9 protein-coding genes and 1 pseudogene are annotated in these 13,729 nt (G+C 55.2%); 6 read left to right on the top strand and 4 right to left on the bottom strand.

The window, feature by feature from the left end; all coding sequences use genetic code 11:
- Positions 1–21 precede the first annotated feature (21 nt).
- Positions 22–1,602, bottom strand: a complete 1,581-nt coding sequence (locus CR46_RS0108945) for a ShlB/FhaC/HecB family hemolysin secretion/activation protein (RefSeq protein ID WP_198023715.1) — start codon at positions 1,600–1,602, stop codon at positions 22–24.
- Between the two features lie 92 nt (positions 1,603–1,694).
- Positions 1,695–2,921, bottom strand: coding sequence for a serine hydrolase domain-containing protein (locus tag CR46_RS0108940; RefSeq protein ID WP_232222363.1), 1,227 nt, complete (start codon positions 2,919–2,921; stop codon positions 1,695–1,697).
- 281 nt (positions 2,922–3,202) lie between these two features.
- Here CR46_RS0108940 and CR46_RS18550 point away from each other — a divergent pair.
- The 3 genes and pseudogenes from CR46_RS18550 to CR46_RS0108930 form a co-directional block, all read left to right on the top strand.
- Positions 3,203–4,015, top strand: a pseudogene (locus CR46_RS18550) (winged helix-turn-helix domain-containing protein); the annotation flags it as partial.
- Positions 4,016–4,912: 897 nt separating this feature from the next.
- Positions 4,913–5,932, top strand: a complete 1,020-nt coding sequence (locus CR46_RS18545) for a hypothetical protein (RefSeq protein WP_232222384.1) — start codon at positions 4,913–4,915, stop codon at positions 5,930–5,932.
- A gap of 197 nt (positions 5,933–6,129) precedes the next feature.
- Complete coding sequence (locus CR46_RS0108930) at positions 6,130–6,447, top strand: monooxygenase (protein WP_030072033.1); 318 nt, start codon at positions 6,130–6,132, stop codon at positions 6,445–6,447.
- Positions 6,448–6,656: 209 nt separating this feature from the next.
- Here the strand turns inward: CR46_RS0108930 and CR46_RS0108925 are convergent, their stop codons facing one another.
- Entirely contained in the window at positions 6,657–7,934 is a 1,278-nt protein-coding gene (locus tag CR46_RS0108925; RefSeq protein ID WP_030072031.1) for an RNA-guided endonuclease InsQ/TnpB family protein, read from the bottom strand.
- Positions 7,935–8,003: 69 nt separating this feature from the next.
- Here CR46_RS0108925 and tnpA point away from each other — a divergent pair, with 69 nt between their 5' ends.
- Positions 8,004–8,402 (top strand): IS200/IS605 family transposase, encoded by a 399-nt coding sequence (tnpA, locus tag CR46_RS0108920; RefSeq protein ID WP_030072029.1) that lies wholly within the window; start codon positions 8,004–8,006, stop codon positions 8,400–8,402.
- A gap of 15 nt (positions 8,403–8,417) precedes the next feature.
- Here tnpA and CR46_RS0108915 read toward each other — a convergent pair whose 3' ends face one another.
- Positions 8,418–8,672, bottom strand: coding sequence for a hypothetical protein (locus CR46_RS0108915; RefSeq protein ID WP_030072027.1), 255 nt, complete (start codon positions 8,670–8,672; stop codon positions 8,418–8,420).
- A 259-nt stretch (positions 8,673–8,931) separates the two neighbouring features.
- On the opposite strand from CR46_RS0108915, the gene CR46_RS0108910 reads away from it, so the two are divergent.
- Positions 8,932–10,605 carry a methyl-accepting chemotaxis protein gene (locus CR46_RS0108910; RefSeq protein ID WP_051690151.1) on the top strand — a complete coding sequence of 558 codons (1,674 nt, stop codon included), beginning with the start codon at positions 8,932–8,934 and terminating at the stop codon, positions 10,603–10,605.
- Positions 10,605–13,697: a bifunctional diguanylate cyclase/phosphodiesterase gene (locus CR46_RS0108905; protein ID WP_030072023.1), complete on the top strand. Its 3,093-nt coding sequence runs from the start codon at positions 10,605–10,607 to the stop codon at positions 13,695–13,697. The genes CR46_RS0108910 and CR46_RS0108905 overlap by 1 nt, the downstream gene beginning before the upstream one ends.
- Positions 13,698–13,729 lie beyond the last annotated feature (32 nt).

Genomic DNA, 13,729 nt, shown 5'->3' with positions numbered 1-13,729 from the left:
GAGGCGATGCCTCCTGCCGGATTAGAATGGCATTGCCAGCTGGAAAATTAGCTTGCCCCCCTTGTCGTCCACTCTATTTGAACGGGTCCAAGGAAGCGCACCGATAACCTGGAAATTCAGCCGTTCCCCGAACGTCCCACCAAGGCCCACTCCATAGGAGCCAAGATACATGTGTCCAGGTACATCTTCGGACCAGACCGCGCCATAATCCACGAAGGCCGAGGTTGAGAGAGTGGGCAGGAATGCCAGTCCGGCATCGACCTCTTGGTTCACCTGAGCCGAGGCCGCCGCACCGTTGTCGCCAGAGATGGTACCGCTGTCGAAGGCCAACCCATAAGTCTCGCCGCCGACGCCGAACTGGACAGCACCCGGCAGGGGCCTGCCAGAATATTGGCCGCGAGCCTGCAGCGTCATTGTCGTCGTCTCGCTGAAAGCCTGTGTGTAGCCCAGTTCGGTGGTAACAAAGCGGAAGTCGCCCGGCACCGTGCCCATATCGATATCTGAGGCCGTGCCGATATTCACCGCCCCTTCGAGGTTGATCTCGGATGTCTCAAAGCTCTGGCTATATTGCAGTGAATTCGTCGCCCAGCGGAACCGGCTACGTGCGGCGGCCGAGCCAAGAACGTCCACATCATCGTTGCGCACCGTCAGTTCAGCCTGCCCCCAGAGCGACCGCTCCAGCGTCCGCAGAAACGGATAGGACAAAAACGCCGTGCCCATAGCGGATGTCACATCGATGTCCGGCGCGCCGGCTCCCCCGTCGGGGTGTTGGCGCAGGTAAACAAAACTGTAGCCCGCGTTAAGGCCGTTCGATCCGAGCGGATAGCTTTGCATCATTTGAAGCAAGGTCATCCGGTCAGGGTGTTGCGGTGTGATGACACCGGTCAAATTGGTGGTCTCGAACCGGCTCAGGACATCGTTAAAGGTCACCACACCGGCCATTTGTAATGGGCCAACGGTGTCGGATCCCAGATTGTCGAGCCCGATCATTCCTGCGCTGCGATCTTGTCCGATCTCCAGGCGCAGCACCCCGCCACCCGTCGCGCCTTCTGGGCGCACAAAAGTGCCTTCAATCGACAGTCCGGCAAGGTCACTCATCAACAACAGCTCGCGTTCGGCCACCTTTACCCGGATCGGGTGCATGTCGAGAATACGTTGCAGGTAGGGGGCCAGCCGGGTCTCGATGCCAGGAATATGACTGTTGATCTCGATGCGGTCGACATAGCCTTCGAATACCTGCAGCCGGATCTGTCCGTCAGAAAAATCCTGCACCGGCACCACTGTCTTGGAAAAATAGCCCGCGGCAAGATAGGCCGCATCAACGGCGTCTGCCATGCGGTAAAGATCAGCCAGCGTGATCTCGGCACCGATCCGGCCCTGCCAGATCGGCGTCAACGTCGACAACGGTAGGGTCCGCGCCCCATCAACGCGCACCGAGGTTAGGCGAAAACGGATGCTTTTGGCGCGTTCTAGGTCAATCTTGTCGCGCTCGTCCTGCACGCCAATGGCGACACTGCCCACCTGAGGCGGCGGTTCATAGCGTTGCAGGATCACGGTCTGCTCGGAGAGGATGCGGTCGACGTCCGGCAAGCCCTGCGACAAGGCCGGCCTCGCAAAACAGGCGCAAAGTAGTGCAAGGGCACCCAAGCGGAGGGCTGAAGAACAGCTGTGGCGGAACTGCAATGTCAACGCCTTCACTCTGCAGAAGCCGTCGGTGTCATCGAAAACGGATGCCCGAGGGCAACGGATAACGCTTCAAACACGCGACTAGCGGGCGAGCTGCACGCAAGGTCAACGGGGTTGTCCGGCAGCACGTCCTCATCCCCGCAATCGCCCGAAGGGATATCGCTGTTGGCCTGTACGACTACCGTTGTGTCAGTCGTTGTGTCGTAGAACACCGTCGTGTTGTAACCGGGCAGCTCACCCGTGTGGCCGACCCAACCGTCGACGCACCCCATGGCGATGCCGTAGCCCGCCGGCTCGGGGAAGGACCGCAGACGCTCCTGCTGCGCCTCAGCGCTCAACAGGCCTTTGCCTGTGCCGAGGGAGCGTCCATAAACCAGCAGGTCGTCGAGGGTCGAGATCATTCCGCCCGCTGTCCATCCCCAGGAAGGATCCCAATGCGTCGCGTTCGAGGGCGCATCCGGCGTGGCAGCATCGCCTTGCAGGGTAAATCCCTGCGGATAAGGTTCTGGCATGAGGGCAGCACCGTCAGGACCGGTGGTCTCTGTCAGGCCCAGCGGGTCCAGGATCATCGAAGTAAAGACATTGTCGATATCTTGCCCGGTCACCTGTTCGATCACGAGGCCCAGCAGCACAGTATTGGTGTTCGAGTAATTGAACTTCTCCCCCGGCGCAAAGATCGGCGAGCCGGGGAAGGCAAAATCAAGCAGATCCTGCGGAGAATAGTGCAAGCTAGGGTCTGCGAAGAACAGATCAAGGAAAGGATCCGCCTGTGTATAGCTCAGCAGGCCGCTGGTCATGCTAGCCAGATGGCGCAGAGTGATGATGTCGCCGTTGGGAACGCCGGACACATACTGGTCGATCTTATCGTCGAGCGATAGCTTGTCAGCCTCGGCCAACTGCATCAGGGCGGTGCCGGTGAAGGTCTTGGTGATCGATCCGATCCGCGTGTGCATGCCGACTTCCATCGCAGCATCGGTTTCGGGGTCCGCGACGCCCCAAGCACCGCTCCACCTACCCTCGGGTGTGACAACGCCGGCAATCACTCCCGGCGCAGCGGCTCCGTCCAATGCCCCGCGAGCGGCAGCGTCGAGGGCGTGGACCAGCGCCTCAGGCAGCGGCTTGTCGGGTGGCGTAATGGACGCACGGGCCGTTACTGCCGCCGGGTCGGCCACGCAGAACTGCTGCGCCTGATCCTGAGCCTGCGCTGTAACGGGGACAGCGAGGGCAAAAGCCATGGCGCAGACCGAAAGGCCAGGCCGAAACTGGCGGGCCGTTCTGTGATGGAGTCTGTACGCTGTCATGTGCCTGTCCCTCGTCTGTTATGCACTTGCTGCTTGGATTGCTTCGAAAGCGAAGATAGCCCATTTATGATTGCAAACAAACAAATGTAAAGTTCAATTAAGGTGCAATATGGGTATAATTTGCGCTCTACTAACTCCCTTATGCCCTTTACCTAACGGCGGCCACCATTCGTGCGCTATGGCTTCCGGCAGTAAGTCTTGAGGCCCCCTACGACATGATTTCGGAAGATATCGAGGTAAACCTATGCGAAGGCGTCCTGCTGTGCGGTGAAGTACAGATGCGCCTACGCCCCAAGACACTGTCCGTTCTGGTGGCACTGATAGAACAGCAAGGCGAAGTGGTCAGCACGGCTGATTTGCGGCGCATGATATGGGGCAACGGCCCTGGTAACGAGGCGGGACCCAAACAATGCATCCGCGAATTGCGCCGGATGCTGGACAACAACGCCCAGGACACCGGGCTAATCGAAACCGTGGGCCGGCGAGGCTACCGGCTGACGCGTCCGATCCCGCTGGTCGGCGATGCGCCTAAGGATCTTGTGGCGGCGTCGACAGTGTTCTGCATCGGACGGGATAAGGAGCTGAAAGCCCTAAGTGAAAGGGCCGCTGCCGCCAGGAGTGGTCGACGGGCAATGGCGTTGATTTCAGGCGAAGCAGGAGCCGGCAAGACATGCCTTCTGGAAGCATTTGAGGCTAGTTTATCCCAGCGCACGCCGCTGTGGATTGCCAGGGGACAGGCCATTGCGCACCCTGGCGCACGCGAACCCTACGGGCTGTTGATGGATGTGTTGACGCAACTCATGGCCGGGCCTGAGGGGGCCACGCTGGTACGACTTCTGCCACTCATCGCACCCTCTTGGGTCAAGCAACAACCCGGGCATCGCTTGGAGGCGGAAGCGCTGGACCGTACTCGCCACAACTCAATGCTGCGGGAATTCTCGGCGCTGATGGAACGGCTGACCCGTGGCCGCCCTGGAGTTCTCGTGCTAGAAGATCTGCACTGGGCAGATCCTAGCACGCTAGCCTGGCTAGCGGCTTGGGGGCTACAACGCACACCGGCTCGATTACTGGTTCTGGGTAGCTATCGCGATGACGAATTAGACCGAGCTGGGACACTTGCGATAACACTGGGTCAGCTGAGTCGGCAGCCAAACTGCAGGTTGATCACCCTTGGCGGTCTCGATGAGTCGGCAGTGTCTGGCTACCTTGCAGAACGGTTCCCGGGCAACTCCTTTACTCCCGATTTGGCGCAGGCCCTCGCCCGCCGAACCGAGGGCCATGCCATGCTCGTTGATGCGGCGGCAGACGTTTGGCAGGCGCAAGGCCTGGTGCGGCGCGGCGAGGCCGGGTGGCAGCTGTCCTCCACACCCGAGGCGCTGGTCGCAGCCATTGCCCCAAGTGTCCGCATCCTGATCGAGGCCGAACGCACCAGCCGACTGCTGGCCGAGGAGCGCAGTTTGCTTGAAACCGCCAGTGTGGCGGGACCGACCTTTTCTGCCATCGACCTAGCCGACAACCGCGACGGGGTGGAGGCGGCGGAGCGGCAGCTGGAGCATCTCGCGCGGAACAGACGATTTATCACCCGCGCGGGCCTTAGCCAACGGCCCGACGGAACAGTGGCCACACGCTATGCCTTCCGGCACGCGCTACATCACGAAGCGCTCTACGATGGGCTGCCGGCAGCGAACAGGCAAGGCACGCACCGAAGGGTCGGTCTCCGACTGGAGATCAGCCACGGTCACGCAGCGGGCGAGATCGCCCCCGTGCTGGCCGATCACTTTGAACGCGGCGCTGACTGGCCGCGCGCCGCACACTATCGTGTGCTGTCGGGGCGACGTGCGCAGGCGCGCGGCGCCCCCATGGATGCCGTCGAACAGTTCCGCCGTGCTCGGGATCTGCTAACTCGAGGCAGCGGGATCGGTACGGTGAAGCCTGAGGCCGACCGCGCGACCGAACTCGACGCCCTGCTCGGGCTAGGGGCGGCACTCATCGTCGCGGATGGGTTTACTGCGGAAGAGCTTCGGGAGGTCTACCGTCGCGCGGGGCAACTAGCTGCCGAAGTCGGCGATCCAGCCACAACGATTCCAGTTCTTGCAGGGCTCTGGAATGATCACCTGACGCGTGCTGAACTGACCCGTGCCGAAGATCTCGCGCTTGGACTGCAGGCACTCGCGGGGCAGGCCCCGGCCCATATGGCGATGGTAGCCCATAATGCCGTCGGACAGACCCGTTTTTTCACCGGCGCCCTACCGGCCTGTGCAGCAGAAATCGCCGCCGTGCTAGAGATCGCGCCACGCCATGCCGAGCAAGACGGTAATGTACTCTTCGGTGAAGACCCAGAGGTTGTATGTCACCAGTACGCGGCCTGTGTCGCCGAATTAACCGGCGCCTCGGCAGAGGCTGAGCGGCACCTCATCGCTGGCAGTGCGCGCGCAGACCGTTTGGGCGCCGCCTTCGGGCGCGCCCAGATGCTCTGGTGCGGGGCGGTCTGCGCCCGTCTACGTAGCGATATTGAACTAACCCGTGACCGGGCAGAAGCGTTAGTCGCTCTGTGCCGGACTGAGGCGGTGCCCGTTTGGGGCGACGCAGGCGAAATGCTGGCAGGCTGGGCGCAGGCAATGTCCGGCGACACAACTGGGGCCTCGCGGATTGCGAAGGGTCTCTCGGCCTTCAGTGCGATGGGCGTCAGGATCACGCTACCCTTCTGCCACGGGCTAGCCGCAGAGGTAGCAGGGAAAATGGGCGACCCAGTCGCTGGGATGCACTCTTTACGTCAGGCTTTCGCGATTGTCCGGGCGAGCGGCGAGCGCTGGTACCTCGCCGAGCTTCACCGGCTGCGTGCGGGTCTAGCCCAAGAGGCAGGCCGCTTCGACATCGCCAGCCACGCGCTTACACGTGCCGAAACTGTGGCACGGGCACAGGGGAGGATCGTACTGACCACGTGAGAGCGGTCACGCTGGATGCAACCAGGCACGCCTATCCATTCATCGGCGTGCCTAAGCTTTTTGCAGGTTAACTGAGCTTAAAGCGAAAGCTTCACTTGAACTCGGAGCATAGATCTTGCACAGGTGGTTAAAAACACAATTAAACTAACAGTGAAAACTTCCATACTTCACCGTCAATATTTTTTACAGGAGGCAGTATGTCCGTCATATTACAAGTTCATTTCCCTTTTGATGGCCCTTTCGGTGACGAAATGGCCAACGCCATGTCAGCGCTGGCCGAAAGTATCAACCAGGAACCAGGCCTTATTTGGAAAATCTGGACAGAAGATGCAGACCAGAAACAGGCAGGCGGTATCTATCTATTCGACACCCGAGCCAATGCCAACGCCTATTGCAAAATGCATACCGCACGGCTGGAAGCAATGGGAGTGACCGGCATCAGGGCAGCAATCCTGGACACAAATGCGGCCCTATCAGCTATCAATAAAGGGCCTTTCAACAGCACTACTTCTTGAAAGTATGCCGCCTCACGCTCTTAAAATAACAGCAGCACAACTCAGAAGTGCCCTACCTGAGGCGGCATTATGGATAATTAGTTGACGTCCTCCCTTCCCTTCGCGCTGCCGCGACTCAGGAAGAGGATTCCCTTTCGGGTGGCCACTGGTCGCCCGGTGGTCTGGTTCCTGCTGCTGGCGGCCCTACTGCACCGCTCACTTCACAGGCGCTACGGGCGTCGTCCCGCCCTGATCAGGTCTGACTGGTTCGAGGCTTCGAGCAGGTCGAGGCCTCGGTGAAGCACGTTGATAGCTCCTACGACATCAGCGTTTTCGGCGTAGCCACAGTGCGTGCAAAGAAAACTCGCCTGCGTCTTGCGGTTGTCTGCCGACTTGTAAAAGCAGGCTGGGCAGGTCTGGCTCGTGTGGTGCGGTGGTACCGCCACAAACAGGCCCCCAGTCCATGCCATCTTGTACGCAAGCTGGCGCCGAATCTCGTACCAACCTTGGTCGAGGATCGAGCGGTTCAGTCCTGACTTTTGCCGGACATTACGTCCCGGTTGGGTAACCGTACCCCTTGCAGACTTCGACATGTTGGCGACTCGGAGGTCTTCGACAGCGACCATGGCGTGGTTATTGCAGATCGTCGTCGTTGCCTTGTGTTGATAGTCGCGCCGTATATCGGCAATACGCTGGTGAATACGCGCAATCTTGCGCTTCTGTTTTTTCCAGTTAGCGGAGCCGCGTTCCTTGTGCTTCAGTTTGCGTTGGGAAGCCGCCAGTTGGTCCTTTGAGGCAGCGAAGCTACGCACCCCGGAGAACGTAGTGCCATCGCTCAGCGTCATGTTCTTGGCAATCCCCATGTCGACGCCGACTGCGCCTTGGTCAGGTACACGGGTCGGCTTGACATCGACTGCACACATAATAGCGACGTGCCAGTTGCCACACGCATCGAGTGAGACGGTGGCGTTGCGAGGCTCACCGTCGATGACGCGGGACTGGTACATACGCACCCAGCCCAGCTTGTTGGGCAGCTTGATGCGGCGTTGATCGAGGGCGCAATACTTGGGGAAGTTGACGAAGCGCATGGTCGAGTGATGCGCGATGCGCTTGGTCCTGAAAACTGGGAACCCTCGCTTCCCTGAGCACCAATCCTTGATGGCCTTGTCTCGCAGGTCGCGTTGACGCTGCTGAAGGTTGTCCGTGTAAGCCTCTTTCAGAAAGATCAGTTCTGGCGCTTTTTTCCACTGTGTCAGTTGTTTGTTCAGGCCCGCTGCGCTCGGTAAACGCTTAGCCAGAGCGATGCGCTCCTTAGGGGCTAGATCATTGAGGGCCTTGTACAACGACTTGCGGTCACCCTCGAACGCGAGTTCTTTTCGGACGATGTCGAGCATTATTTCAAGGGACTTGTTGTACGCCAACCGTCCACACCTCGCCATACGGTAGAGCAGCGCTTCTGCTTCCGGTGTTGGCTTCAGCTTGAATCGGTAGGCTTTCAGGACCTTCATGGCAAACTCAGTGTGTGGTAACTTATAGTCAATCATAATCGGCTAATTGAGCATAGTTCAACATTCAGTATGTACAAAATCAATAAGGCGCGACACAGTGCTTACCTGCTTCACGCTCACATCGTGTTCGTAACCAAGTACCGTCGGAAGATTCTTGGTGAGCTTCACCATGAGGCCTTTCAGCAGATTGCTGGCGAAGTTTGCGCTGACTTCGAGGCCGAGCTTCGTGAGTGCCATGGTGAAAGTGATCACGTGCATCTGCTGGTCGAGTACCCCCCCAAGGTACAACTCACGAAGCTGGTCAATTCCTTGAAGGCGGTCACGTCACGGCGGATGCGAGCGGAGTTCAGCGACCTGCGGGGTGCCTACACCAAACCAGTGCTTTGGAGCCGGTCGTACTTCGTGGGATCGTGCGGCGGAGCGCCACTGGAAGTCGTTGCCCAGTACATCCAAAATCAGCGGGGCTGACGCCCCGCACCGCATTCACCCCACACCTTGGTCGGTGTGGGCACCCTGCGGATTAAGGGGTGGATGATCAAGTAACCAGCCTGGGGGCGCACCTTCAAACAGCGGGCGCAGATTCGCATTGAAATAGCGGTCTTTAAAGTTGGCTGTTGTGCTAGCGCCTACAAGCTGGGAATGTTGAGGTAGTGAACAGAAAAATTTGTCGCTTGAGGAGTTGAAAAAGACTTGAGTAATAGTTTTGTCATAATAAGGCAACAAAATAGATAGACTCAAAAACGCCACCCTAGAATTGCTGCTCAGTTGACAGGGCCGAAATGAGGTCGCAAGCAATCTTTGCCGCCAACCCAATTAATCCTATAAGCCACTAATATTATTAATTTATTAACTTTACCTAACTTAATAAAAGCTAATATTTGTTATATACTTATAATTTAAAATAATAAAAATACCGCTGCAGCTGATATAGTTTGTAACACCTTAGTTTTTTGCCAATTGGTACATTCCTAGCTCATCAGATATCCAAGGGGCTGCCATGCGTACTAACTTGCCCATCACTTATATTGAGTATGCTTACGCTGAAGACGATCTTCTGATCTCTCGCACCAATTTGAAAGGAGAGATCACCTACGCCAACCCAGCGTTTGTGCAGGTTAGTGGATTTAGTCTCGAAGAGTTACTGGGCGAAAACCACAACCTAGTCCGTCATCCTGATATGCCACCAGCGGCGTTTAAAGACTTTTGGGAGACCATACAGCAAGGCAAGCCTTGGTCTGGCCTGGTCAAAAACCGGCGTAAAGATGGCGACCATTATTGGGTACGCGCCAATGCAATGGCTATCCAAGAAAACGGCCACATCGTCGGTTATGCCTCCCTGCGTACCAAGCCCTCCGCCGCAGAAGTGCAGTATGCAGAAAAAATTTACCACGCTTGGAAGAACGGCCAAGGGAAAAACTTCACTCTATATCGTGGTCAAATACGCCGTCGCCATCCGTTCGCGTTTTTGGGTCGCTGTCAGTGGAGATCGGCTACCCTGCAAACGCGTTTACTAACGCTTATTGCTAGTCTTTCTATTGGGTGGTTAACGTTTAATCAGTGGCAGCTTTCTCAAGATCTTTCTCAGTTAGTCATCGGAGGGCTACTGCTTACCGTGGTAGCTGGGCTAGGCTTAAGCGTGTGGTGTAAAGTGCGTCAGATGGTTGAAACGTCTCGCGCGTTTGTCCTTCAGGTGGCGGCTGGCAATCTGGCCGCCGACGTACCACCCCGCCAAAATGATGACTTTGATCGCCTTGTCGATGCACTGGTCACGATGCGAAAAGGCTTAAGTGCCATCGTCAGCGATGTCAATGATGGTATCAACCAGGTCAATCCCTCGGTGGCCGATATTCGTCAAAGCAACGCCTTCATTGCCCAGAGCAGTGATGAGCTGGCCTCTTCAGTACAAGAAACCGCTGCCAGCACTGAACAGTTGACGGTCACCGTTAAGCAAAATGCTGAAAATGCGCAACAAGCCAGCAACCTCGCAACGACTAATATGCAGGAAGTGCAAAACGCAGGCGACAGCATGGGACAGGTCGTTCAGCACATGAAAGCGATTACCGAAAGCGCTAAGCATATGGATGACACCCTCGCTTTAATTGATTCCATTGCCTTTCAAACGAATATTTTAGCCCTCAATGCCTCGATAGAGGCCGCCCGTGCGGGTGTTCATGGTAAGGGTTTTGCTGTTGTCGCGAGCGAAGTACGCGGTCTTGCAAAATGCTCTTCAGATGCGGCGAAAGAGATTCACCAATTAATTAATACGTCTAACGACGAAATTGCAGCAGGTGTGAAATTCGTGGAAGCCACTGAGCAGATTATTGAACGTGTTATGCAGGCTAGCCAGCGAGTTAACAATTTTATGAGTGAAATAAGCGCTGCCTCTCAAAGACAAAGCAGTGGCATTACACAAATAGGAAGCGCCATCAACATCATGGAGCAAGGCGTTCAGCGTACGGCCGAGCAGCTGCAGTCTACTAATAGGGCGACCCAAACACTGGAACAAGAAACCCACCAGCTATTGAATGCGATCCGCGCGTTCCGCACTACCCCTAATGGCTCTGAATTAACACTTGAAATTTCAGCACTCGCTGGGGAGAGCAGTGACCTGACGAGTCAGCCATTTACGTTACCAGCCTCGATGACAGTTACATCACGGGAAGCCAAGTGATGAAAATCCACCCTCCTCCTACACCTCATGATGAGCCGGAGCGCTTGAAAGCGTTATGGCACTGTACAATGAACGATCGGCATCAAGACACGATGTTAGAACGTATTACGTCAATGGTCGCGAATCTTTACGACGCTCCGTACGTCCTAGTGAGCTTTGTAGATGAAGAGTGTCAGTGGTTCAAAAGCCACCATGGTTTAACGTTTAAAGAGACACCCCGTGATATCTCTTTTTGTGCACATGCTTTGTGCGGAGAAGGCATCTTTGAAATAACGGATGCCACCCAGGACACGCGTTTTGTCGATAATCCCCTGGTGACGGGTCCACCTCATATTCGTTACTACCTCGGCGCACCGCTGGTGTCTCGTGAAGGTTATAGCCTAGGAACGCTATGTATTTTAGATACGAAAACAAGAGTTTTCAGCCAAGCACAGCGGACACATTTGGCAACGCTGGCAGATCTGGTGATACAGCGTCTTGAGCTACATCGGTTGCACTGCCAAGAGCGAATAGTGACCACATCAGGCCTAGGGCTTTGGGAGTTGGATATTGCCTCAGGTGCCACATGGTGGAACGACGTCGTCTATACGTTGTATGGCGTTGCCCCTGACTACTCTCATGACAAAGCAAACGGTATCAGTGTGTACACTGCTGAAGATCAACGTCAGCTGGAAACTAGTTTGGCGAAAGCAGCTAATCAGCAGGTGCCTTTTGATCTTGAGTTACGCCTAGCGCACAAAGATAAAGGACTACCTACGTGGGTGCGCGTCACAGGAGTTCCCGTTACTGTTGGTAAGGAAACCACGCAAATAGCAGGAACCATTCAAGATATTACGCCGCTCAAAAAAAATGAGCGACGCCTGGACCGACAGCAGCGACTTGAGCGATTAATTACCCACTTACAGACGTCTTTTATTGCTGAGCATGACTTGTCACAAGCATTTTCAGATGCACTGGCCGAGCTAGTAGCGCTGACTGAGAGCGACTCAGGTTTTATCGGTGAAGTATTATACGATGACAAAAACACACCTTTTCTAAAAACTCATGCCATTACGGATATCAGCTGGGATCATGCCTCACGCCGGCTGTTTGAAAAAGCATCTCAGGGCGGAATAGTATTTAGTAAGCAAGCATCACTTTTTGGTCACGTGTTACAAACGGGAGAGATGCTAATTGCTAACGCTCCTGACCAAGACCCACGACGTGGCGGCCTGCCTAAAGGCCACCCTCCTCTTAATGCTTTCATCGGCATTCCCGTCACTGATAATGGTACATTGATCGCCATGATTGGTCTGGCGAACCGCCCCGGCGGGTATCAGGCATGTCTCATGGAGGAGCTTGCCTCGTTTTTACGCAACTTAGGCCAACTCATCAGCTCGCTACGCCTGCGTGTTCAACACGACGAGGCACATAAACGACTCGAACTCTCAGCAAGGATCTTTTCTGACAGCCAAAACGCCATCATGATTACTGATCAAGACAATCGAATCGTTGATGTGAATCGTGCCTTTGAGCTTATGACGGGGTATACCCGAGGCGACGTTTTAAACCATCAGCCCAGCTTTCTCTCCTCAGGCTGTCATACCCAAGCATTTTACCAGGACATGTGGCAGTCCTTATTAAACAATGGGAGCTGGCGTGGTGAACTCATCAATCGACGTAAAAACGGTGAACTACTGTATGAGTCATTGTCACTTTCCTTGATTCGTAACGCCCAAGGAGACATCACCCATCATGTGGCTATCTTCTCGGACATGACGCGGCTAAAAAAGCATGCCGAAGAGCTACACCGTGCGAGCCATTTCGATAAGCTTACGTTGCTACCTAACCGTCATCAAATGCTCAACAAAATACGTGAAGCGATCGCACACGTTAACGACGGTAACACCCTCGCCATTGGTGTTTTAGACCTTGATGATTTCAAGAAAATCAATCAACAGTTTGGCTATAAAGCTGCAGATAACGTCTTGATATCCGTTGCCCAGCAATTAAGAGATCGAGTGGGGCCTCAAGGGGTTGTTGCACGCTTAGGCGGCGATGAGTTTGCTCTGCTTCTTCACGATATGAATGGTAAACCAGAGCAGTTGCGTGCGATCACTAAAAGCTTCGTGCTGGAGCAGCCGAACGGACTCGAATCATCCCCAGTGGTGGTGAACGTAAGCCTAGGGATTACATTGTTCCCGCTGGATGACGCTGACCCTGATACGCTACTACGCCACGCAGACCAAGCCATGTATCAAGCAAAACTACAGGGGGGAAATACATTTGCTTTCTTTGATCCTGACCATGAGAAAAAGCTAAAAGCACAACAGACAGTGCGTAATGAAATCTCTCAAGCCCTTAACACAGGTCAATTTGAGCTATATTTCCAACCTCAAATTGATGCACGTTCACTTAAACTGCTCGGCGTAGAAGCCCTCATTCGCTGGAACCACCCAAAGCGCGGCTTAGTCATGCCTGATCAATTCTTACCTCTCATCAGTGGTACCGATACTGAGTTGGCACTGGATGCCTGGGTCATGGAAGGATCACTGACACAGCTGTCGGCATGGCAAAAAGAGAGGTTAGACATTGACGTTAGCATTAATCTGACCCCTCAATCGCTTGTGCATGAACAGTTCATTGACACTTTGCGGGACACGTTATCTAGGCACCCTGACGTCTCTCCGCATTCCATCTGTATTGAAGTGCTGGAATCAGCGGCACTAGACGATTTGCCCAGCGCTACCCAAATATTAAACCGATGCCGCGAAACGGGCTGTAAAGTTGCCCTCGATGATTTTGGTACGGGTTACTCGTCGTTGAGCTACCTGCGTAATTTGCCGGTCGACTTGGTAAAAATCGACAAATCCTTTGTGATGGGAATGCTTAAGCGTCCAGAAGACCTAGCCATTGTTGAAAGCATAACGTATTTAGCCAAGCGCTTTAACAAGCAAGTCGTCGCAGAAGGTGCTGAGAGCGATGCGCATATTGAAACACTGCAGCGAATGGGCTGCGACTTTGTACAAGGCTATGGCGTCGCAAGACCTATGCCTGCAAGCCAACTGCTCTCTTGGTCGAAGCGCGAAGCTCTTGAGAAAAAAGATCACTAGGAAAAGCGAACAACATAATTATACAAAAAGGA

The organism is Vreelandella neptunia, from assembly GCF_000712975.1.
Classification (GTDB): domain Bacteria; phylum Pseudomonadota; class Gammaproteobacteria; order Pseudomonadales; family Halomonadaceae; genus Vreelandella; species Vreelandella qaidamensis.
The sequence above is the reverse complement of the archived record's forward strand: the minus strand, read 5'-3'. Positions and strand labels throughout refer to the sequence as shown.